This window comes from Klebsiella sp. JN_Kp121 (genome assembly GCF_040062145.1).
Classification (GTDB): Bacteria; Pseudomonadota; Gammaproteobacteria; order Enterobacterales; family Enterobacteriaceae; genus Klebsiella; species Klebsiella aerogenes.
Genome location: NZ_JBEAHX010000002.1, coordinates 428,248 through 448,595, shown reverse-complemented (window position 1 = coordinate 448,595; position 20,348 = coordinate 428,248). Strand labels below are relative to the sequence as shown.

The window sequence follows — 20,348 nt, the reverse complement described above, 5'->3', positions numbered from 1 at the left end:
AAGCAATATCAGTGAGTGATATCGTAAGCGGACTAATAATATAAATAAGAAAGGAGCGACTCAATGCGGAAAGAATTTTAAAATAAATTTAAGCCGCGGGCGACGCGTGAAACGCCACCCGCGAGAAGCATCACAGGAAAGGTTTGATATCACCGACGCCTTCACGAAGCACCACCGGCGCGTCTTCGGTCAGGTCGATAACCGTCGTCGGCTGCTGGCCAAGATAACCGCCGTGAATAATCAGATCGACCACCTTCTCCAGACGGTCTTTAATCTCTTCCGGATCGGACTCCGTGAATTCATTACCCGGCAGCATCAAGGATGTCGAGAGCATCGGTTCGCCAAGCGTTTCCAGCAGCATCTGGGCGATGGGGTTCGCCGGCACGCGCATCCCAATGGTTTTACGCTTTTCTTGCAACAGGCGGCGCGGCACCTCTTTTGTTCCCTTAAGAATGAACGTGTAGTTGCCCGGCGTATTGTTTTTGATAAGACGAAACGCCACGTTATCGACAAACGCGTAGGTCGATAACTCGGAGAGATCGCGGCACATCAGGGTGAAATTGTGGCCATCCGGCAACTGACGGATACGGCAGATCCGCTCCATCGCCCCTTTATCTTCGATTTTGCAACCCAGGGCATAGCCAGAGTCCGTTGGATAAACGATAACCCCGCCCTTACGCACAATTTCCACCGCCTGATTAATCAAACGCGCCTGCGGATTATCGGGATGGATATAGAAAAACTGGCTCATACTTCCCTCTCAATTTGTTCAGCGGCCACTTCCCAACTGCGCCAGATCCCTTCCACGCCAGCGGGTAGCCAAAGTTTGCGCCCCAGTTCAATCCACGGGCAGGGCTGGTGGAAATCCGAACCCTGCGACGCCATCAAACCAAACTGTTTCGCGTAGCTCGCCAGCTGCGCGCGCTCATGCGGCGCCTGCTGGCATTGGGCGACCTCCATCGCGTCGCCGCCCTGCTCGCTAAAATGGGCCAACAGCCGTTTCAACCATTTGGCGGAAAGATCGTAACGCCCCGGATGGGCGATCACCGCTTTGCCGCCAGAATGATGAATGACATCAATCGCTTGTTTTATTGTACACCACTGCGGCGGAACGTATCCGGTTTTCCCGCGGGCGAGATATTTTTTGAATACATCGGCAATATTGCTCGCAAAGCCGGCTTCAACTAAAAAGCGGGCAAAATGGCCGCGGGTGACCGCGCCGCCATTGGCGAGCTTTAACGCCCCTTCCCAGGCACCGGGGATACGCGCTTTCTCCAACCGTTCGGCAATCATCTGCCCGCGCTGGTTGCGCCGCTCTTTCTGTTCACAGAGCAGTTGCGTCATCGCCGGATGGTTGATATCAATATTCAGTCCGACGATATGAATTTCGTGATTTTCCCACAGGGTGGAAATTTCTACCCCGGTGATAAGCGTGAGCGGCAGTTCAGCCCGCGCTATTTCGGCACGCGCTGCCGGAATGGCCGCCACGCTATCGTGATCGGTGATTGCCAGCGTCCCCACCCGCATCTCATGCGCGCGATGTACCAGCTCTTCTGGAGTCAATCGCCCATCGGAGGCGACGGTATGGCTGTGCAGGTCATAAATGACCGCGTAATTAGTGTCGCTCAAAATGGCTCCTGGTGGACCTGAACTGAAATAAGCGCATTATGATAACGACTGAGAAAGAAAATCTGCAAACAAGGGTTGACTTTATTTTCATGGACTAGTTAACTAGTACGCAAGTTCACACAACGGGTATCTCTGATGAAAGCGCAAATTATTACTCTTCATAGCTGGTGGCGTCGTTCCTGGAATCGGGCGGCGTGATCGCGTTTTGCACTCAGCAAACAGATACCGGGCCCGCCACTGAGCGGGCTTTTTTTTGAACAAAATAATGAACAGAACAGGCGAGAATGATAATGCAAACATCAAAACCAGCGCTCGAGCTTCTCACCAGCGACGCCATCTATCGCGAAAACCCGACGGCGTTATTCCATCAATTATGCGGCGCGCGCCCGGCAACCTTGCTGCTGGAATCGGCCGACATCGATAGTAAAGACGATTTAAAAAGCCTGCTACTGGTCGATAGCGCCCTGCGCATTACCGCTCTTGGCAATACCGTCACTGTTCAGGCGCTGTCAGCGAACGGCGCCGCGCTGCTTGAACTGCTGGATAACGCATTGCCGTCCGGCATTGAGAATCTGCGCCAGCCGAACAGCCGGGTACTCACCTTCCCACCGGTTAGCGCCCTGTTGGATGAAGACGCTCGCCTGTGCTCGTTATCGGTGTTCGATGCGTTTCGTCTGTTACAGGATTTGGTCAGCGTCCCGCAGGCCGAGCGCGAAGCGATGTTCTTTGGCGGCCTGTTCGCTTACGACCTGGTGGCCGGTTTTGAGGATTTACCCCCGCTCAATACCGATACCGCCTGCCCGGATTACTGTTTCTACCTGGCGGAGACGCTGCTGGTTATCGATCACCAGACCAAAAGCACCCGCATTCAGGCGAGCCTGTTCACGCCGCTGGAGAATGAGAAACAGCGTCTTCTGCAACGTATCGCCCAGCTTCGCCAGCAGTTAAATGAACCGCCCGCGCCGCTGCCGGTAACGACGGTTGCCGAAATGCGCTGCGACGTCGATCAGAGCGATGAAGAGTACGGCGCCGTGGTGCGCAAAATGCAGCGCGCCATTCGCGCGGGCGAAATTTTCCAGGTCGTGCCGTCGCGCCGTTTCTCACTTCCCTGCCCGTCGCCGCTGGCCTCGTACGATGTGCTGAAAAAGAGCAATCCCAGCCCGTATATGTTCTTTATGCAGGATAACGATTTCACCCTGTTTGGCGCATCGCCGGAAAGCTCGTTGAAATACGACGCCGTCAGCCGCCAGATTGAGATCTACCCCATTGCCGGCACCCGTTCTCGCGGCCGCCGCGCCGATGGTTCACTGGATCGCGATCTCGATAGCCGTATTGAGCTGGAGATGCGTACCGACCACAAAGAGCTTTCTGAACATCTGATGCTGGTTGACCTGGCCCGTAACGATCTGGCCCGCATCTGTACCCCGGGTAGCCGCTACGTAGCGGATTTGACCAAAGTCGATCGCTACTCTTTTGTGATGCATCTGGTTTCCCGCGTGGTCGGCGAACTGCGCCGCGACCTTGATGTCCTGCACGCCTACCGCGCCTGCATGAATATGGGCACCCTTAGCGGCGCGCCGAAAGTTCGCGCCATGCAGCTAATCGCCGCCGCGGAAGGCAAGCGTCGCGGTAGCTACGGCGGCGCGGTCGGCTACTTTACCGCCCATGGCGACCTCGATACCTGCATCGTGATCCGCTCAGCCTACGTTGAGGATGGCATTGCCACCGTGCAGGCGGGCGCCGGTATCGTGCTCGATTCCGTTCCGCAATCCGAGGCGGATGAAACCCGTAATAAAGCTCGCGCCGTGCTGCGCGCCATTGCTCAGGCCCACCACGCGAAGGAGACTTTCTAATGGCCGACATCCTGCTGCTCGATAATATCGACTCCTTTACCTATAACCTCGCCGACCAGCTGCGGGCTAACGGCCACAACGTGGTTATTTATCGTAATACCGTACCGGCGCAATCGCTGATTGAACGTATCGGCACCATGGATAATCCGGTGCTGATGCTCTCTCCGGGGCCGGGAACCCCAAGCGAAGCCGGCTGCATGCCCGAGCTGCTGACCCGCCTGCGCGGCAAGTTACCGATTATCGGTATCTGCCTCGGCCACCAGGCCATCGTGGAAGCCTACGGCGGCTATGTCGGCCAGGCGGGAGAAATCCTTCACGGCAAAGCGTCAAGCATTGAGCATGACGGCCAGGCGATGTTCGCCGGTCTCGCCAACCCGCTGCCGGTGGCCCGCTACCATTCTCTTGTCGGCAGCAATATTCCGGCCGGGCTCACCATCAACGCCAATTTCAACGGTATGGTGATGGCGGTTCGCCACGACGCCGATCGCGTCTGCGGCTTCCAGTTCCATCCGGAGTCGATTCTGACTACCCAGGGAGCGCTACTGCTGGAGCAAACGCTGGCATGGGCGCTGCAGAAACTGGAGCAGACCAATGTCGTACAGCCGATTCTGGAAAAACTGTACCAGGCCGAGACGCTGAGCCAGCAGGAGAGCCACGTGCTGTTTTCCGCCGTCGTGCGCGGCGAAGTGAAGCCGGAACAGCTGGCCGCCGCGCTGGTAAGCATGAAAGTGCGCGGCGAACAACCACAGGAAATTGCCGGCGCCGCTACCGCGCTGCTGGAAAACGCCGCGCCGTTCCCGCGCCCGGATTATCAGTTTGCCGATATCGTCGGTACCGGCGGCGATGGCAGCAACAGTATCAATATCTCAACCGCCAGCGCCTTTGTCGCCGCCGCCTGCGGTTTAAAGGTGGCGAAACACGGTAACCGCAGCGTCTCCAGTAAATCTGGCTCGTCCGATCTGCTGGCCGCGTTTGGCATCAACCTGGATATGAATGCCGATAAATCGCGCGCCGCGCTGGATGAACTGGGCGTCTGCTTCCTGTTCGCGCCGAAATACCACACCGGTTTCCGCCACGCGATGCCGGTCCGCCAGCAGTTGAAAACGCGCACCTTGTTTAACGTGTTGGGGCCGCTTATCAATCCGGCGCACCCGCCGCTGGCGTTGATTGGCGTCTACAGCCCGGAACTGGTGTTGCCGATTGCAGAAACCTTGCGCGTACTCGGTTATCAACGTGCCGCCGTGGTACACAGCGGCGGCATGGACGAAGTCTCGTTGCATGCGCCGACCGTGGTCGCCGAACTCAATAACGGCGAAATCCAAAGCTATCAGCTGACCGCCGCCGACTTCGGCCTGACGCCATATCATCAGGATCAACTGGCCGGCGGCACGCCGGAAGAAAACCGTGACATTCTCACGCGCTTGCTACAAGGTAAAGGTGAAGCCGCTCATGAAGCCGCCGTCGCCGCCAACGTCGCCATGTTGATGCGTTTACACGGGCATGAAGACCTGAAAGCCAACGCCCGGCAGGTGCTGGATGTGCTGCACAGCGGAGCGGCCTATGACAGAGTGACCGCATTAGCGGCAAGAGGGTAAATAATGCAGACCGTTTTAGCAAAAATCGTTGCCGACAAAGCGATTTGGGTAGAAGCCCGCAAACAACAACAACCGTTAGCCAGTTTTCAGAATGACATCGTGCCGTCCGAACGCCATTTTTACGATGCGCTGGCCGGCGCCCGCACCGCTTTTATTCTCGAGTGCAAAAAGGCGTCGCCGTCGAAGGGACTGATTCGGGAAGATTTCGACCCGGCGACCATCGCCGGGATTTATAAGCACTACGCCTCGGCAATTTCGGTACTGTGCGATGAGAAATATTTTCAGGGCAGCTTTGATTTTCTGCCGATCGTCAGCAAAGTCGCGCCGCAGCCGATTCTGTGTAAAGACTTCACCATCGATCCTTACCAGATTTACCTCGCGCGTTACTACCAGGCCGATGCCTGCCTGTTGATGCTTTCGGTGCTCGATGACGATCAATATCGCCAGCTCGCCGCCGTCGCCCACAGTCTCAATATGGGCGTCCTGACCGAGGTCAGCAATGAAGAGGAGCTGGAGCGCGCGATTGCGCTGAAGGCCAAAGTCGTCGGCATTAACAACCGCGATCTGCGCGATATGTCGATTGATCTGAACCGCACGCGGCAATTGGCGCCGCGTCTCGGCCCGGATGTCACCGTGATCAGCGAATCCGGAATCCATACCTATGGCGAAGTCCGCGAGCTTAGCCACTTCGCCAACGGCTTCCTGATTGGCTCGGCGCTGATGGAACAACCGGACCTCAGCGCTGCGGTGAAGCGCGTGCTGTTAGGTGAGAACAAGGTCTGCGGCCTGACTCGTCCGCAGGATGCGCAAGTCGCCTGGGAGGCGGGCGCCATCTACGGCGGCCTGATTTTCGTCGATAGTTCGCCGCGTGCCGTTAACGACCAGCAGGCACAGGCGGTAATGGCCGCCGCGCCGCTTAGCTACGTTGGCGTGTTCCGTGATGCAGCCATTGAAGAGGTCGTCACCCGCGCGACCAAATTGAAACTCGCCGCGGTACAGCTTCATGGGAGCGAAGATCAGGCCTGGATTGATGCCCTGCGCGCGGCGCTGCCGGAGCAGATCCAAATCTGGAAGGCGCTGAGCGTAGGCGAAACGCTGCCGCCGCGTAACCTGAACCATGTGGCCAGATATGTCTTTGACAACGGTCAGGGCGGGAGCGGACAACGTTTCGACTGGTCGCTGCTGCAGGGCCAGGACCTGCGTAACGTGATGCTGGCAGGCGGCCTTAGCGCCGATAACTGCGTAGAAGCCGCGAAAAGCGGCTGTGCCGGACTCGATTTCAACTCAGGCGTAGAGTCGCAGCCGGGAATAAAAGAGGCAAGCCTGGTGGCTGCCGTTTTCCAGACGCTGCGCGCATATTAAGGAGCAATGCAATAATGAGCACTTTACTGAACCCGTATTTCGGCGAATTCGGCGGTATGTACGTTCCGCAGATCCTGATGCCCGCCCTGCGCCAGCTGGAAGAAGCTTTCGTCAGCGCGCAAAAAGATCCTGAATTTCAGGCTGAATTCACCGACCTGCTGAAAAACTACGCGGGTCGTCCGACGGCGCTGACCAAATGCCGCAATCTGACCGAAGGCACCCGCACCACGCTGTACCTCAAGCGTGAAGATCTGCTCCACGGCGGCGCGCACAAAACCAACCAGGTGCTGGGCCAGGCGCTACTCGCCAAACGTATGGGCAAAACGGAAATTATCGCCGAAACCGGCGCCGGCCAACACGGCGTCGCCTCGGCGCTGGCCAGCGCCCTGCTCGGTCTGAAATGCCGCATCTATATGGGCGCCAAAGACGTCGAGCGCCAGTCGCCGAACGTCTTCCGCATGCGCCTGATGGGTGCGGAGGTCATTCCAGTGCACAGCGGTTCCGCCACCCTGAAAGATGCCTGTAACGAAGCGCTGCGCGACTGGTCCGGCAGCTACGAGAAGGCGCACTATATGCTCGGCACTGCCGCTGGCCCGCATCCATTCCCGACTATCGTGCGTGAATTCCAGCGCATGATCGGCGAAGAAACCAAAGCGCAGATCCTTGAGAAAGAAGGACGCCTGCCGGACGCGGTGATCGCCTGCGTTGGCGGTGGTTCTAACGCCATCGGCATGTTCGCTGATTTCATTGATGAATCCCGCGTTGGCCTGATTGGCGTCGAGCCTGCCGGCCACGGTATCGAAACCGGCGAGCACGGCGCACCGCTGAAGCACGGTCGCGTCGGCATTTACTTCGGCATGAAGTCGCCGATGATGCAAACTTCCGACGGGCAGATCGAAGAATCTTATTCTATCTCCGCCGGGCTGGATTTCCCGTCAGTGGGTCCGCAGCATGCGTTCCTTAACAGCACCGGGCGCGCCGAGTATGTGTCAATTACCGACAACGAAGCGCTGGATGCCTTTAAAGCGCTCTCCCGCCATGAAGGCATTATTCCGGCGCTGGAGTCGTCGCACGCTCTGGCGCACGCGCTGAAGATGATGCGCGAGAATCCGGATAAAGAGCAGCTGCTGGTGGTTAACCTGTCTGGCCGCGGCGATAAAGACATCTTCACCGTACACGACATTTTGAAAGCGCGAGGGGAAATCTGATGGAACGTTACGAGACGCTATTTGCACAGTTAAAAAACCGCCAGGAAGGCGCCTTTGTTCCCTTCGTCACCCTTGGCGATCCGGGGCCGGAGCAGTCGCTGAAAATCATCGATGCGCTGATTGAAGCCGGCGCCGATGCGCTGGAACTGGGGATCCCCTTCTCCGACCCGCTGGCCGACGGCCCGACGATTCAGGGCGCCACATTGCGCGCTTTTGCCGCCGGCGTCACCCCGGCGCAGTGCTTCGAAATGCTGGCGGCAATCCGTCACAAGCATCCGACAATCCCAATCGGCCTTTTGATGTACGCGAACCTGGTGTTCAGCCCGGGGATTGATGAGTTCTACGCCGAATGCGCGCGTGTCGGCGTGGATTCCGTGCTGGTCGCCGACGTGCCGGTCGAAGAGTCCGCCCCGTTCCGTCAGGCAGCGCTGCGCCATAACATTGCGCCGATTTTCATCTGCCCGCCAAATGCCGATGACGATTTACTGCGCCAGATTGCCTCCTATGGCCGCGGCTATACCTACCTGCTATCGCGCGCTGGCGTGACAGGCGCGGAAAACCGCGCCGCGCTGCCGCTGCATCATCTGATTGAAAAATTGGCGGAATATAACGCCGCGCCGCCGCTGCAGGGCTTTGGCATCTCGGCGCCGGAGCAGGTTTCCGCCGCCATTGACGCCGGCGCCGCCGGGGCAATATCCGGCTCGGCCATCGTCAAGATTATCGAGCGCAACCTTGAGCAGCCGCAAAACATGCTCGCAGAGCTAAAAACCTTCGTGCAGAGCCTGAAAGCGGCGACCAAAACCGCCTGACCCTTTGTCGCCCGGCCTCACGCCGGGCGGCTATTTCCGCTGCAGGCTGTTGGCATATTTTCGCGTTAAGCGAAACAGCGCCAGCACCTCATCTTCTGACCATCCAGCCAGCACCTGATTCATTAACCGCCGCCGCGCAACGGCAATAGCGTCGATCATCCGCTGCCCCTTTTCGCTGAGCGTCACCTCGCTAATCCGCCGGTCTTTGGCATTGGCCTGCTTGCAGGCAAGCCCCTGAGCCTCCAGCTTTTTCACCTGACGACTGACGGTGGTGTAATCGCGGCCTAAATGATCCGCCAGCTCAACTACCCCCACCGGGCCATAGCGCCCTACCGCCACCAGTAGCGGAAATAGTATCTGTTCAAGCTGCACCCCTGCCGCCTGCAATATCTGCTCATCGCGCAGAGGTTGATTCATCACGCTAATGATATCCAGCAGCGCGCCGTGAAAGTCGGTGATGTCGTAATTATTATGTGCATATTGCATATATTAGTTAACCGCGTATAGTGCTCCTGAAGAATATGTGCATATTACACATAATTATCATCAGGAGATAATGTTATGAAAGCCGCCGTGGTATTTGATCTAAGCGAAGGCCCGGTATGGGCCGATTTTAGCGAACCGCAGCCCGCCGTCGGACACACGCTGATCGACGTTCGCGCCGCCGCCATTAGCCACGTGGTAAAGGGCCGGGCATCAGGACATCATTATAGTTTTGACGGCACTCTGCCGTTTGTCGTCGGTATCGATGGCGTCGGTATGACCCCTGACGGCCAGCGCGTCTATTTTGCTTTCCCCAGCGCCCCGTTCGGCAGTATGGCGCAACGCGCGCCGGTCGCAATGCAGAATTGCCTGCCGCTGCCGGATGAACTTGACGATATCAGCGCCGCGGCCATGGCCAATCCGGGCATGTCTGCCTGGGCTGCGCTTGTAAAGCGGGCGCAGTTTCAGGCCGGCGAAACGGTACTGATTAACGGCGCCACCGGCAGCGCCGGGCAGCTGGCGGTGCAGATTGCCCGCCACCTCGGTGCGAAAAAAATCATTGCCACCGGGCGCAATGCGCAAGCGCTGGCCGCCCTCGCAGCCGATGAGTGTATTGATTTAACCGCCGATGAGCAGACGCTTAGCGCACAATTCGCCGCCGCCAGCGCCGGGCAAGTTGATGCGATCGTGGATTATTTGTGGGGACGCAGCGCAGAGTTGCTGCTGCCCATGCTGGCGAAATATACCCCCGGCGATAAGCCGGTGCGTTATGTGCAGGTGGGTTCCCTTGCCGGGGCGGATATCGCGTTAAATGGCGCCGTGTTGCGCGCCGCGCCGCTACAGCTCATGGGCAGCGGCATCGGCAGCCTGACCATGCCGCAACTGCTGGCGGCAACCGGGGAGATGCTGCAGGCGGCGGTTCCCGGTCAGTTTACCATCGCCACCACGCCGCTGCCGCTCCGCGATGTCGCTACGGCATGGCCGCGTGATAATAGTCAGAAACGCACGGTTTTCACTCTTGATTAAAAAAATGCACCTCCGCACAAACTCTGGGGTTGATATCTTAAATGAGAAATATTATCTTTCTCATTACCGAATAGTTGAGTGAACAACTCAGGTATTCGGTACGACATTGCTCACATTGCTTCCAGTATTTTTGCCCGCGTTTATCGCGGGCTTTTTTTTGACTCAACTTCAGCTTTTAGTGGTCGAGATACAGATAATGCAACCAGCTGGTCATCCGTAACAGCACCTTACGCATCACCGACACGTGGGCAAAATGGTCGGTATACACCGCCGCCTGGGCACTGACCCCATCAGGTAAATGGGCAAGATCGCGGCTCGCCGCCAGGTCAATCATCACATAAACCCCTTCCCGACCGGGCGTGGCGCTTAAACCCTGTAATGCGCCGCTCGCCTGGTAACTACCGTCGGGAATGGTTGGCAGTACCTTTGTGACCTTGCCGGCATACACCTGCCCCGGTAAGCCATTAAACACCACCTCTGCCTCGTCCCCCTGCTCCAGGCGCAGGATGGCGTTCTGGCGAAATACCGCCACCACCTGGCGTTTCTGCTGCGGAATAAAAATCATCACCGGTTTGAACGGCAGACGAACTGCCGTGGTTCCCGGACGCGCCAGCACCTGAGTGACATAACCATCGCTGGGCGCGCGGAATACCGTCTGTTCAAGGTCATAACGCGCCTCGGCAATCTGCGATTTCAGGCTGGCGATTTGCGCATCCTCGCCATTGAAACGCGCCGAAAGTCTTTCGAACTCCTGTTGATACTGGGCTTTAGCCGCCCGCAGGGCCGCAGATTGCGCTTGATATTGCTGCTCGGCGTGATTCACGTCCTGCTCAGAAAAAGGGTTAACCGGCATGGCCGCGCCTTTCGCATAGCGTTGATAATCCTGACGGGCACGTTCATATTCCGCCGTCATCCGCTGGACGTTAGCGGCGGATTCACTTAATGCCGCTTTCCGGGTTCTGATATCCGCTTCGGCGGCACTGAGATCCGCCTCCAGTTTATTCAGTCGCGCGCGATAGCGGCTATCATCAAGACGAAACAGTACCTCGCCTTTGCGTAATAACACATTCGTTTTATCGGTAACTTCTACGATGGCCCCCGACACCTGCGGCACAATCGGGATCGACAGAGCTATTTTTTGCGCCCGGTCGGTGTACGGGTGATTATAATTCATGGTCAGAATTAGCGCGCCGACAATAAACACCCCACCAAGGACCGCCGTCGGTACCGTCCATTTATTTACCGGGATACGGAAAATTTTAAATACGCCATAGGCCAACGCCACATAGCTAAGAATAATGAGTAAATCCATACATTGGCCTCAGCGTTTATTTGACGAGTTTGTCGTAACAGTTATTTGTTGTTCCTGCAGACGCTTGAGCTCGCTTTCAAGTTGCCTGATTCGCTGATGCATTTCGGCATTATCTTCGCCTTTATGCGCCATTCCCCACCCGCGCTCGGGGCGATACAGCGTCGCCCAGATCCACAACAGCGGCCAAATCGCATGTAGGGTGAACAGGCTCACCCAGCCGGCGACATGGATCGCATCCTGGTGAGGATGCTGGCGTTTCTTGGCCAATAAATAGGGAATATCATGAATAATAATAATGCCGTAAAATAAAATTAAAAACACGGCAACTAACACGCCTAAGGCGAAATAGTTAAGAAACATAATAACACCTGGTAATAAGAAACGGTAAAACAGTACTGATTACGCTGTTTTATAATTAGGCGCGCCACTCGGTTTAATCTCGGGACTCAGCCACGAATGATAGTTTGCCGACTGATAGACCAAATATTGATAACGGTAAAAATCAGTACTTTTATCTTTCCGGTATAAAATCTCTTCCCCTGAAACCGATAGCCCTCTGATAATATCGTCATATTCAATCTTTTTTTCTTTTTCGGTTTTGCTGGAAGCGCACGCCGCCAGCAGCAACATTGCAGATAACGCAGCCATTGTTGTTATTTTCATCGAATTATTTCTCTGTATTCTTCGGCTGTAATAAATAATCCACGCAAATAATACTCAGCTACTGACCAGAAGTCATATGACAATGACGGCAAAGATGTATATCATTTTTGATATAGCAAACCAAAAGAACCTACCTTGTGAAAGAAAAAGACCTGCGCATTGACGAACTCCGCATCGTCCGCGTGATTGCCGAAACGGCAAGCGTGAGCAAAGCCGCCCAACTACTGGACATGCCGCAGTCGAATGTGTCGCGGGCGCTGAATGCGCTGGAACGGCGCCTGGGGCTGGAGATCTTTATCCGCCATCCACGGGCGTTAATCCTGAGCGAATTTGGAGAGCAGTTCCTGCGCCGGGCGGACATTCTGCTGGATAAGCATAATGATCTGCTGGATATGTCCGGTACCTGGAAACGCAGCCTCAACGGCATGGTGACGCTCGGCGCGCCGATCGGCATTCAGGCTTTCCTTGCCCGATACCTTTTGCCGCCGGTGCTACGTTCGGCGCCGGAATTAACCGTCAATATTCTCACCCGCAATCCCGACGAGCGCGAACAGAAACACGGGACGCTTTTCGATAGCGATTGCGACCTACTGATTAGCTTTTTCCAACCGCAGGACGAAAGCCTGATCGCAAGGCCTCTCACCCGTTTTCGCATGGGGCTGTTTGCCTGCGCGGATTATATTGCGCAGTCGCCCCTGCACGATCTTGACGAGCTTGCGCAGCACCGCTGCATCACTTTGCGTACGCTGGGCGGGATCCGCAACAGTTGGCATTGCTATAACGCCGCGGGTGAGAGTATTCAGGTAGAGATCAACGGTTCCAGCGTATGCGATAACATTTTGCCGGCCATTGAGCTTGCCAAACAGGGGCTGGGCATCGTTTATGCCCCTTTTTACTCCGTTGCCGCAGAATTAGAGGCCGGTACGTTACGGCCCTGTCTGCCACGGGAACGCGGCGTGAATATGCAGGCGTGGTTGATTTATCGTCAGCGAGGCGTGTTGCCGCATCGCGTGCAGGTGATTATGGATAGCATTATGGAAAGCGCCAAACTGCACGCCCATCGGCTGGTCTGAAGAGGATAAAACTGGCCGCGAACGGCCAGTTTTTTAAACCATTAGAATCGATAGCCCGCGGAGAACATAAACACCCACGGATCCAGACGGGTACTGACTTTCTGGTTAACGCCGTTAGCTTTAAATTTCACATCGGTGTCGATATCCATGTACCAGACCGACATGTTCAGCAGCCAATTGCGGTCAATCAGATAATCCAGGCCAACCTGTCCTGCCGCGCCCCATGAATCCTTCAGGCTCAGGTCGGAAAGCCCGGCGTCCTTACCGGTATCGTTGAAATCATTGTTAAAGAAGGTTGTATAGTTAATACCGGCGCCGACATACGGGCGCACTTTGCTTTGCGCATCGCCAAAGTACCACTGCGCCATCAGCGTCGGCGGTAACTGGTGTACGGTAGCGATGGTGCCCGTCGGCCCGGTACCGACCTTGTGGCGGAACGGCGTTGCCGCCAGCAGTTCGATACCGATATTGTCGGTCGCCATATAGGTAAAGGTTAAACCTAACTGGGTGTTATTACTGACGTTAAAACCGCCGAGGCTACCCAGTACGTTGTCAGAACCTTCAGTCGGGCGAACCGTCGCCGAACCCGCGCGAATAAAAAACTCCCCCGCTTCATGCGCCCAGGCGCTACCACCAGAAAGCGTACCTAAGATCAATGCCGCCGCTGCAATTTTCTTCATATCCATGTCCCCATTATGGTTTTTATCAGCGGCAGCAAATATACCTACAATGAGTTAGTTTTGATCTGTTTTAGATCACACCAGGCCATTAGATTTAACATTTATTGATCCAGATTAATTTTTGCAGCACTCAGTAACGTTCTGATTTGTCCTTACATCAATTTTTACCCGTGAGAAAAATTTTTGCGTCCCCCTCTTGTCGCCGATCGTGCGGATAGCTAATTTAATTGCCGACAATTTGTGTTGATGCGTTTTTTTCAGGTGTAATTATGAGTGAAATCAACCCGTGCATGACGTGCGGTGCCTGTTGTGCGTATTTTCGAGTCTCCTTCTATTGGGCTGAAGCCGACGACGCCGGCGGCGTGGTACCTACGCAGCTCACCGAACCCCTTACCCCTTTTCTGCGCTGCATGAGCGGCACCAATCAGCGGCAAAGCCGCTGCACAGCCTTAAGCGGCGAAATCGGCGAATCGGTGCACTGCACCATCTATCATCAGCGGCCTTCCCCCTGCCGCGAGTTTGCTATGTCAGGCGAAGGCGGCGAACTCAACGAAGCGTGCGATCGCGCCCGTGCCCGCTACGGCCTGCCGCCGCTGGGAACTCTTTACAAAGATATACTTACCGTGACAGCGGCAGAGACTGCTACCCAACCACGTTTTGCGGTACAATCCCCGGCTAGTTAAAACACCTGCAAGACTCAAGGAGAATGCATGTCTATCACGGCGAAGTCCGTCTACCGTGACACGGGGAATTTTTTTCGTAATCAGTTCGTTACTATTCTGCTGATTGCGTTGTTATGCGCGTTCATCACGGTAGTCATTGGCCATGCCTTTTCGCCCAGTGACGAGCAGTTATCGATCCTCAGCGAAGGCGATAACCTGGCGGGCAGCGCCGGCTTGTTTGAGCTGGTGCAGAACATGACGCCGGAACAGCAGCAGATCTTGCTGCGCGCGTCGGCAGCCTCAACCTTCTCCGGCCTGGTGGGGAATGCCATCCTCGTCGGCGGCGTACTGTTGCTGATCCAGTTGATCTCCGCCGGGCATCGCGTCAGCGCGCTGCGGGCGATCGGCGCCGCGGCGCCGGTTCTGCCGAAATTGTTGCTGCTTATCCTGTTCACCACCTTCGTGGTACAGATGGGGATGATGCTGGTGCTGGTGCCGGGCGTGCTGCTGGCGATTGTCCTGGCGTTCGCGCCGGTGATGCTGGTGCAGGATAAAATCGGCATCTTTAGCGCAATGCGCGGCAGTATGCGTCTGGCGTGGGCTAATATGCGTCTGGTGGCGCCAGCGGTACTGGGCTGGCTGCTGGCAAAAACGGCGCTGCTGCTGCTTGCTTCAAGCTTCGCAACGCTGTCGCCAAACGTCGCCGCCGTGGTCATTAATACCATCAGCAATCTGTTCTCTGCGCTGTTGCTGATCTATTTGTTCCGCTTGTATATGCTTATTCGCAACTAACTTTAATCTGGGCCGGGTATTCCGGTCCTTCCTGAACGACGGAATTGATGTATGAAGCAGTTTCTCGATTTTTTACCGCTCGTAGTCTTCTTCGCTTTTTATAAGATTTACGATATCTACGCCGCAACCACCGCGCTGATCGTCGCCACCGCGGTGGTCCTCATTTATAGCTGGGTGCGCTATCGTAAAGTTGAAAAGATGGCGCTGATCACTTTTGTGCTGGTCGCCGTCTTCGGCGGTCTGACTATCTTCTTCCACAACGATGAATTCATTAAGTGGAAAGTGACCGTCATCTACGCCCTGTTTGCTGGCGCCCTGCTGTTCAGCCAGTGGGTAATGAAAAAACCGCTTATCCAACGCATGCTTGGCAAAGAGCTGACGCTGCCGCAGCAGGTGTGGTCACGGCTGAATCTGGCCTGGGCGCTGTTCTTTATTCTCTGCGGGCTGGCCAATATCTACATCGCGTTCTGGCTGCCGCAAAATATCTGGGTCAACTTCAAAGTCTTCGGTTTAACGGCATTGACCCTGGTCTTTACCCTGTTGAGCGGCGTCTATATCTACCGCCACATGCCGCAGGACGATAAGCACTAATCCCTCTCAACGGTACGCGCTGGCCGGCGCGTACCGCCTTCTTTTATCAACTTGCGTCCCGACCTTTGCCAAAACCCCGTTTTAACCGTACCGACGGGCGTATTCCCCTATTCTCTCTGCGCCGTTTTCATAGTAGCATCGCGCCTGATCTTCTTTGACTAGTACAGAGTATAGAATGACAACAACAGATCTCGCCCCGAAGGGCGAATTGGTTTTACGCACCCTGGCCATGCCGGCGGATACCAACGCGAACGGCGATATTTTTGGCGGCTGGTTGATGTCGCAGATGGATATCGGCGGCGCGATTATGGCCAAAGAGATTGCCCGCGGCCGCGTTGTGACCGTCCGTGTTGATGGTATGACTTTTTTACGCCCGGTCGCCGTTGGCGATGTCGTGTGCTGCTATGCCCGCTGCGTAAAACGCGGCAACACCTCAATCACCATTAATATTGAGGTATGGGTGAAAAAAGTATCGACGGAACCGCTGGGCCAGCGTTACAAGGCGACGGAAGCCCTGTTTATTTATGTGGCGGTAGACAATGAAGGCAAGCCGCGAGCGCTGCCTGCCGAATGATAAATGGCCCGGTTACCCGGGCCGTTTGTCTATTTACAGGAAGCCAAGCAGTGAGAAGAAAACATAGCCAATCACAATCACCACAATCGGCAGCACGTAAAGCGTAAAATACTGCTTCAGGATGGTATGACGCGGTACGACAATACGTTCGGCAAGCTGTTCACGAGACAGGCCTTCCGCTCCTTTAGCCTGTTCCAGAATCAACTGATCTTCCACCCCTTCGCGTAGAAACTTCGCCTGGCGGCCCATCCGCGCGCCGGAAGCCTGCAACGCCATGCCAACAAACACCAGCGCGTAGATAATCCAGAAACCGATGTTCAACGCATGTTTGAACTCCGGCAGCGGCGAGTTGTACCAGAAGAAATTCAGGAACGGCGTATTAAAACGCACCATCTCAATCATCAGGTGGGCGAAATCCATCATCACCGCATCAATACCCGGTTTCTTTTCGCTATGCTCGTACATAAATTTCAGTACGGAAATCAGCGTAGACAGCACGGCTGGAATGAAGATGACCCATCCCAAAATGCGTTTAATGACCGCAATGCGTCCAGCTTGTTGATACGTCATGAGTTCCCCTTGTTTAAAACGCCAGACTCTCCATGCCGCCATAGAGTCAGGTATAAGTCTATCTTCGTCAGCGAATTTCGCCTGCTTCAGCGCGGTATGATATACCATATGGACAATTTCGTTATCTACTTACGCCAATGGAGAGGAACTTATGTCAGCGAAGCGTCAGATTCTTGCCGCTATTTTCGATATGGATGGCCTGCTTATCGATTCAGAGCCGCTATGGGACCGCGCAGAGCTGGAGGTACTGGACAGCCTCGGAGTGGATATTAGCCGCCGTGATGAATTGCCGGACCTGCTGGGGCTGCGCATCGACCTGGTGGTCGATTTGTGGTTTGCGCAACAGCCCTGGCGCGGCCCGGACCGCGCAGAGGTAACCGCCAGCATTATCCGCCGCGCCATTCAACTGGTCGAGGAGTCGCGGCCGTTGCTGCCCGGCGTGCGTGAAGCCGTGGCGCTGTGTAAAGCCCAGGGACTAAAAATCGGTCTCGCTTCGGCGTCGCCGCTGCATATGCTGGAAAAAGTGCTGGAAATGTTTGAACTACGCGACCAGTTTGACGCGCTGGCTTCCGCCGAACATCTGCCATACAGCAAACCGCACCCCCAGGTCTATCTCGATTGCGCCGCTAAGCTTGGCATCGCGCCGATGTCTTGCGTGGCGCTGGAGGATTCTGTTAACGGCATGATCGCCAGCAAAGCGGCGCGAATGCGCTCAATTGTGGTTCCGGAAGCAGAAAACAGCCGCGATCCGCGTTTTGTACTGGCCGATGTGAAACTGACGTCTCTGCAGCAGCTGACGGTATCAGATCTGCGCGGCTAAGCGGCGTGCGCTGACATTGGCGTCGTCAAAATGTGTCAACCTTGTGACAAAGAGTTACACCGTCACCTCTTCCGTATACTGTATAAAAACCCTATACTGTATGAATTGACAGTTTAGGGTTTTTATCATGACGGCGGAAGGCCACCTCTTCTTTTCTATCGCCTGTGCGGTATTTGCAAAAAATGCAGAATTAACCCCCGTGCTGGCGCAGGGGGACTGGTGGCATATCGTTCCTTCCGCCGTGCTGACCTGCCTGCTGCCCGATATCGATCATCCGAAATCTTTCCTCGGGCAGCGTTTAAGCTGGGTCTCAAAACCGGTAGCCCGCGCCTTCGGCCATCGCGGTTTTACCCACAGCCTGCTGGCGGTATTCGGCGCGCTGGCGCTGTTCTATCTTAAAGTGCCTGATAGCTGGATTATCCCGGCCGATGCGCTGCAGGGTTTAGTGCTCGGCTACCTCAGTCATATACTCGCCGATATGCTCACCCCGGCCGGCGTACCGCTGTTGTGGCCCTGCCGCTGGCGGTTCCGCCTACCGATCCTCGCGCCGCGCAAAGGCAATCAATTAGAACGCGCGCTGTGCATGGCGCTGTTCATTTACGCCGTCTGGATGCCGCAAAGCATGGCCGAAAATAGCGCCGTGCGCTGGTCATCAAATATGATTAATTCGCTGCAAATAACCTTTAATCGCTTTATTAGCCATCAGGCTGAACGATAAATACGCTAAATGATTTTTTGGTTATAACCCATTCCATTTGAGTATAAGAAAGCAATAAGGCCTTCTGCTACTCTTGGCGCCATAAGAGTTGGTTTCAGACCAACCCAGGTAACAAGATATCAGGAGAACGGGGATGAATTTTCCATTAATAGCGAACGTTGTCGTGTTCGCGGTTTTACTGTTTGCGCTGGCTCAAACCCGCCACAAACAGTGGAGCCTCGCTAAAAAAGTACTGGTCGGTCTCGTTATCGGCGTTATCTTTGGTCTCGGCCTGCAGCTGGTTTACGGCTCCGACAGCCAGGTTCTGAAAGATTCTATTCAGTGGTTCAATATCGTCGGTAACGGCTATGTGCAACTGCTGCAGATGATCGTTATGCCGCTGGTCTTCGCCTCTATTCTGAGCGCGGTGGCGCGCCTGCACAATGCCTCACAGCTGGGTAAAATCAGTTTCCTGAGCATCGGTACGCTGTTGTTCACCACCCTTATCGCCGCGCTGGTCGGCGTACTGGTGACCAACCTGTTTGGCCTCACCGCTGAAGGCCTGGTACAGGGCAGCGCGGAAACCGCCCGTCTGAACGCCATCCAGAGCAACTATGTCGGTAAAGTATCAGATCTGAGCGTTCCGCAGCTGATCCTGTCGTTTGTGCCGAAAAACCCGTTTGCCGATCTGACCGGCGCAAACCCGACCTCGATCATCAGTATCGTTATCTTCTCGGCGTTCCTTGGCGTCGCGGCGCTGAAGCTGCTGAAAGACGATGTGGAGAAAGGCCAACGCGTCCTGACCGCCATCGACACGCTGCAGGGCTGGGTGATGAAGCTGGTGCGTCTGGTGATGCAGTTAACTCCGTACGGCGTGCTGGCGCTGATGACCAAAGTGGTTGCCGGTTCCAACCTGCACGACATCATCAAGCTCGGCGGTTTCGTAGTGGCTTCTTACATCGCGCTGGGCATCATGTTTGTGGTGCACGGTCTGCTGTTAGCCGTCAATGGCGTCAGTCCGCTGAAGTATTTCCGTAAAGTCTGGCCGGTGATTACCTTCGCCTTCACCAGCCGTTCCAGCGCGGCTTCTATTCCGCTGAACGTGGAAGCGCAGACGCGCCGTCTGGGCGTACCGGAATCCATTGCCAGCTTCTCCGCCTCATTCGGCGCGACGATTGGCCAGAACGGCTGCGCCGGTATCTATCCGGCAATGCTGGCGGTAATGGTCGCGCCAACCGTTGGCATCAACCCGCTGGATCCAATGTGGATTGCCACCCTCGTGGGTATCGTCACCGTGAGCTCCGCGGGCGTAGCCGGCGTTGGCGGCGGCGCCACCTTCGCGGCCTTGATCGTGCTGCCGGCGATGGGTCTGCCGGTCACGCTGGTCGCACTGTTGATTTCCGTCGAGCCGCTGATTGATATGGGCCGTACCGCCCTCAACGTTAACGGTTCAATGACCGCCGGCACGCTGACCAGTCAGTGGCTGCGCCAGACGGATAAAGCCATCCTCGATAGCGAAGAAGACGCCGAACTGGCGCATCGCTAACGTTAACAGCCACAAAAAAGCCGCTGAATTTCAGCGGCTTTTTTATTTTACCCACGAGGTCAGGCCTCTAATTCACCTTCCTGGCGTATCTGATTAGCCCAACGCTGCGCCGATTCCGGCACGGTGAACGCCGGTGAACGGCGGAAACGCTCGCCCATCAGTACAAAGGCGACATATTTGCCCCGCAATATCCAGACATCGCGAAAATGGTCCATTTTAACGGCATGATCCGGCGGCGCAGGCTCGACGCGCGGCACGTAGCTAATGATAGGGCGATTTTGTTGGCGCAATGATTTCATAACAGATGGATTCACTAAGCAAAGCGGGAACATAAACCCCTATCATAACCGATCGCCTCCCTTTTCGTCGCCCCCCATGGGCCAATGCGCATTTTAGGATAACT

23 protein-coding genes and 1 other annotated feature are annotated in these 20,348 nt (G+C 55.7%); of the genes, 14 read left to right on the top strand and 9 right to left on the bottom strand.

Features of this window, described 5'->3' with window-relative positions:
• Positions 1 to 130: 130 nt before the first annotated feature.
• Complete coding sequence (locus tag ABLU86_RS04800) at positions 131 to 751, bottom strand: L-threonylcarbamoyladenylate synthase (protein WP_020078571.1); 621 nt, start codon at positions 749 to 751, stop codon at positions 131 to 133.
• Positions 748 to 1,629: an RNase AM gene (gene rnm / locus ABLU86_RS04795; protein WP_020078570.1), complete on the bottom strand. Its 882-nt coding sequence runs from the start codon at positions 1,627 to 1,629 to the stop codon at positions 748 to 750. The genes ABLU86_RS04800 and rnm overlap by 4 nt, the downstream gene beginning before the upstream one ends.
• Before the next feature lie 159 nt (positions 1,630 to 1,788).
• Positions 1,789 to 1,884: a sequence feature (Trp leader region), on the top strand.
• A 35-nt stretch (positions 1,885 to 1,919) separates the two neighbouring features.
• Here rnm and ABLU86_RS04790 point away from each other — a divergent pair.
• From ABLU86_RS04790 to trpA, 5 genes are read left to right on the top strand one after another with little or no spacing between them, the layout of a single operon-like run.
• Entirely contained in the window at positions 1,920 to 3,482 is a 1,563-nt protein-coding gene (locus tag ABLU86_RS04790) for an anthranilate synthase component 1 (protein WP_348795964.1), read from the top strand.
• Positions 3,482 to 5,077 (top strand): bifunctional anthranilate synthase glutamate amidotransferase component TrpG/anthranilate phosphoribosyltransferase TrpD, encoded by a 1,596-nt coding sequence (gene trpD, locus ABLU86_RS04785; RefSeq protein ID WP_015366209.1) that lies wholly within the window; start codon positions 3,482 to 3,484, stop codon positions 5,075 to 5,077. The genes ABLU86_RS04790 and trpD overlap by 1 nt, the downstream gene beginning before the upstream one ends.
• 3 nt (positions 5,078 to 5,080) lie before the next feature.
• Complete coding sequence (trpCF, locus tag ABLU86_RS04780; RefSeq protein ID WP_047041332.1) at positions 5,081 to 6,439, top strand: bifunctional indole-3-glycerol-phosphate synthase TrpC/phosphoribosylanthranilate isomerase TrpF; 1,359 nt, start codon at positions 5,081 to 5,083, stop codon at positions 6,437 to 6,439.
• Positions 6,440 to 6,453: 14 nt separating this feature from the next.
• Complete coding sequence (gene trpB, locus ABLU86_RS04775) at positions 6,454 to 7,647, top strand: tryptophan synthase subunit beta (RefSeq protein ID WP_015366207.1); 1,194 nt, start codon at positions 6,454 to 6,456, stop codon at positions 7,645 to 7,647.
• On the top strand, positions 7,647 to 8,456 hold the full coding sequence (gene trpA / locus ABLU86_RS04770) for a tryptophan synthase subunit alpha (RefSeq protein ID WP_047048428.1): 810 nt from the start codon (positions 7,647 to 7,649) through the stop codon (positions 8,454 to 8,456). Before trpB ends, trpA begins: the two co-directional genes overlap by 1 nt.
• Positions 8,457 to 8,486: 30 nt before the next feature.
• Here the strand turns inward: trpA and ABLU86_RS04765 are convergent, their stop codons facing one another.
• Positions 8,487 to 8,942 (bottom strand): MarR family winged helix-turn-helix transcriptional regulator, encoded by a 456-nt coding sequence (locus ABLU86_RS04765; protein WP_348795963.1) that lies wholly within the window; start codon positions 8,940 to 8,942, stop codon positions 8,487 to 8,489.
• A gap of 75 nt (positions 8,943 to 9,017) precedes the next feature.
• On the opposite strand from ABLU86_RS04765, the gene ABLU86_RS04760 reads away from it, so the two are divergent.
• Positions 9,018 to 9,965 carry a zinc-binding alcohol dehydrogenase family protein gene (locus ABLU86_RS04760; RefSeq protein ID WP_142689122.1) on the top strand — a complete coding sequence of 316 codons (948 nt, stop codon included), beginning with the start codon at positions 9,018 to 9,020 and terminating at the stop codon, positions 9,963 to 9,965.
• A gap of 175 nt (positions 9,966 to 10,140) precedes the next feature.
• Here the strand turns inward: ABLU86_RS04760 and ABLU86_RS04755 are convergent, their stop codons facing one another.
• The 3 genes from ABLU86_RS04755 to ABLU86_RS04745 are packed head-to-tail and all read right to left on the bottom strand — an operon-like array spanning position 10,141 to position 11,940.
• Positions 10,141 to 11,277 (bottom strand): HlyD family secretion protein, encoded by a 1,137-nt coding sequence (locus ABLU86_RS04755; protein WP_020078567.1) that lies wholly within the window; start codon positions 11,275 to 11,277, stop codon positions 10,141 to 10,143.
• 9 nt (positions 11,278 to 11,286) lie between these two features.
• Complete coding sequence (locus ABLU86_RS04750) at positions 11,287 to 11,637, bottom strand: DUF3302 domain-containing protein (protein WP_063410683.1); 351 nt, start codon at positions 11,635 to 11,637, stop codon at positions 11,287 to 11,289.
• 39 nt (positions 11,638 to 11,676) lie between these two features.
• Positions 11,677 to 11,940 carry a hypothetical protein gene (locus ABLU86_RS04745; protein ID WP_348795962.1) on the bottom strand — a complete coding sequence of 88 codons (264 nt, stop codon included), beginning with the start codon at positions 11,938 to 11,940 and terminating at the stop codon, positions 11,677 to 11,679.
• Positions 11,941 to 12,077: 137 nt separating this feature from the next.
• Here ABLU86_RS04745 and ABLU86_RS04740 point away from each other — a divergent pair, with 137 nt between their 5' ends.
• Complete coding sequence (locus ABLU86_RS04740; protein WP_063410682.1) at positions 12,078 to 13,013, top strand: LysR family transcriptional regulator; 936 nt, start codon at positions 12,078 to 12,080, stop codon at positions 13,011 to 13,013.
• Positions 13,014 to 13,054: 41 nt separating this feature from the next.
• On the opposite strand, the gene ompW is transcribed toward ABLU86_RS04740, so the two are convergent.
• Positions 13,055 to 13,693: an outer membrane protein OmpW gene (gene ompW, locus ABLU86_RS04735; protein WP_032706228.1), complete on the bottom strand. Its 639-nt coding sequence runs from the start codon at positions 13,691 to 13,693 to the stop codon at positions 13,055 to 13,057.
• 269 nt (positions 13,694 to 13,962) lie between these two features.
• Here ompW and ABLU86_RS04730 point away from each other — a divergent pair, with 269 nt between their 5' ends.
• The 4 genes from ABLU86_RS04730 (at position 13,963) to yciA (ending at position 16,312) form a co-directional block, all read left to right on the top strand.
• Complete coding sequence (locus ABLU86_RS04730; protein ID WP_015366198.1) at positions 13,963 to 14,376, top strand: YkgJ family cysteine cluster protein; 414 nt, start codon at positions 13,963 to 13,965, stop codon at positions 14,374 to 14,376.
• Positions 14,377 to 14,403: 27 nt separating this feature from the next.
• Positions 14,404 to 15,147, top strand: a complete 744-nt coding sequence (locus ABLU86_RS04725) for a YciC family protein (RefSeq protein WP_015366197.1) — start codon at positions 14,404 to 14,406, stop codon at positions 15,145 to 15,147.
• Positions 15,148 to 15,198: 51 nt separating this feature from the next.
• A complete protein-coding gene (locus ABLU86_RS04720; RefSeq protein ID WP_015366196.1) occupies positions 15,199 to 15,738 on the top strand; it encodes a septation protein A in 540 nt (179 codons plus the stop codon).
• 175 nt (positions 15,739 to 15,913) lie between these two features.
• The gene (yciA, locus tag ABLU86_RS04715) at positions 15,914 to 16,312 is read left to right on the top strand and encodes an acyl-CoA thioester hydrolase YciA (RefSeq protein WP_015705756.1); all 399 of its coding nucleotides are present in this window, start codon (positions 15,914 to 15,916) and stop codon (positions 16,310 to 16,312) included.
• Between the two features lie 33 nt (positions 16,313 to 16,345).
• Here yciA and ABLU86_RS04710 read toward each other — a convergent pair whose 3' ends face one another.
• Entirely contained in the window at positions 16,346 to 16,882 is a 537-nt protein-coding gene (locus ABLU86_RS04710; RefSeq protein ID WP_015705757.1) for a YniB family protein, read from the bottom strand.
• Between the two features lie 151 nt (positions 16,883 to 17,033).
• Between ABLU86_RS04710 and hxpB the strand changes: the two genes are divergently transcribed.
• The 3 genes from hxpB (at position 17,034) to ABLU86_RS04695 (ending at position 19,945) form a co-directional block, all read left to right on the top strand.
• Positions 17,034 to 17,702, top strand: a complete 669-nt coding sequence (gene hxpB / locus ABLU86_RS04705) for a hexitol phosphatase HxpB (protein ID WP_046883187.1) — start codon at positions 17,034 to 17,036, stop codon at positions 17,700 to 17,702.
• Between the two features lie 127 nt (positions 17,703 to 17,829).
• Positions 17,830 to 18,420: a metal-dependent hydrolase gene (locus ABLU86_RS04700; RefSeq protein ID WP_015366192.1), complete on the top strand. Its 591-nt coding sequence runs from the start codon at positions 17,830 to 17,832 to the stop codon at positions 18,418 to 18,420.
• 133 nt (positions 18,421 to 18,553) lie between these two features.
• On the top strand, positions 18,554 to 19,945 hold the full coding sequence (locus tag ABLU86_RS04695) for an L-cystine transporter (RefSeq protein WP_015366191.1): 1,392 nt from the start codon (positions 18,554 to 18,556) through the stop codon (positions 19,943 to 19,945).
• Between the two features lie 59 nt (positions 19,946 to 20,004).
• Here ABLU86_RS04695 and cedA read toward each other — a convergent pair whose 3' ends face one another.
• A complete protein-coding gene (gene cedA / locus ABLU86_RS04690; protein WP_071609828.1) occupies positions 20,005 to 20,277 on the bottom strand; it encodes a cell division activator CedA in 273 nt (90 codons plus the stop codon).
• Positions 20,278 to 20,348: the final 71 nt, after the last annotated feature.

Coding starts and splice junctions, on each gene's coding strand:
- ABLU86_RS04800 (WP_020078571.1), bottom strand. CDS start 751: ATGAGCCAGTTTTTCTATATCCATCCCGATAATCCGCAGGCGCGTTTG.
- ABLU86_RS04790 (WP_348795964.1), top strand. CDS start 1,920: ATGCAAACATCAAAACCAGCGCTCGAGCTTCTCACCAGCGACGCCATC.
- trpD (WP_015366209.1), top strand. CDS start 3,482: ATGGCCGACATCCTGCTGCTCGATAATATCGACTCCTTTACCTATAAC.
- trpCF (WP_047041332.1), top strand. CDS start 5,081: ATGCAGACCGTTTTAGCAAAAATCGTTGCCGACAAAGCGATTTGGGTA.
- trpB (WP_015366207.1), top strand. CDS start 6,454: ATGAGCACTTTACTGAACCCGTATTTCGGCGAATTCGGCGGTATGTAC.
- trpA (WP_047048428.1), top strand. CDS start 7,647: ATGGAACGTTACGAGACGCTATTTGCACAGTTAAAAAACCGCCAGGAA.
- ABLU86_RS04765 (WP_348795963.1), bottom strand. CDS start 8,942: ATGCAATATGCACATAATAATTACGACATCACCGACTTTCACGGCGCG.
- ABLU86_RS04760 (WP_142689122.1), top strand. CDS start 9,018: ATGAAAGCCGCCGTGGTATTTGATCTAAGCGAAGGCCCGGTATGGGCC.
- ABLU86_RS04755 (WP_020078567.1), bottom strand. CDS start 11,277: ATGGATTTACTCATTATTCTTAGCTATGTGGCGTTGGCCTATGGCGTA.
- ABLU86_RS04750 (WP_063410683.1), bottom strand. CDS start 11,637: ATGTTTCTTAACTATTTCGCCTTAGGCGTGTTAGTTGCCGTGTTTTTA.
- ABLU86_RS04745 (WP_348795962.1), bottom strand. CDS start 11,940: ATGAAAATAACAACAATGGCTGCGTTATCTGCAATGTTGCTGCTGGCG.
- ompW (WP_032706228.1), bottom strand. CDS start 13,693: ATGAAGAAAATTGCAGCGGCGGCATTGATCTTAGGTACGCTTTCTGGT.
- ABLU86_RS04730 (WP_015366198.1), top strand. CDS start 13,963: ATGAGTGAAATCAACCCGTGCATGACGTGCGGTGCCTGTTGTGCGTAT.
- ABLU86_RS04725 (WP_015366197.1), top strand. CDS start 14,404: ATGTCTATCACGGCGAAGTCCGTCTACCGTGACACGGGGAATTTTTTT.
- ABLU86_RS04720 (WP_015366196.1), top strand. CDS start 15,199: ATGAAGCAGTTTCTCGATTTTTTACCGCTCGTAGTCTTCTTCGCTTTT.
- yciA (WP_015705756.1), top strand. CDS start 15,914: ATGACAACAACAGATCTCGCCCCGAAGGGCGAATTGGTTTTACGCACC.
- ABLU86_RS04710 (WP_015705757.1), bottom strand. CDS start 16,882: ATGACGTATCAACAAGCTGGACGCATTGCGGTCATTAAACGCATTTTG.
- hxpB (WP_046883187.1), top strand. CDS start 17,034: ATGTCAGCGAAGCGTCAGATTCTTGCCGCTATTTTCGATATGGATGGC.
- ABLU86_RS04700 (WP_015366192.1), top strand. CDS start 17,830: ATGACGGCGGAAGGCCACCTCTTCTTTTCTATCGCCTGTGCGGTATTT.
- ABLU86_RS04695 (WP_015366191.1), top strand. CDS start 18,554: ATGAATTTTCCATTAATAGCGAACGTTGTCGTGTTCGCGGTTTTACTG.
- cedA (WP_071609828.1), bottom strand. CDS start 20,277: ATGTTCCCGCTTTGCTTAGTGAATCCATCTGTTATGAAATCATTGCGC.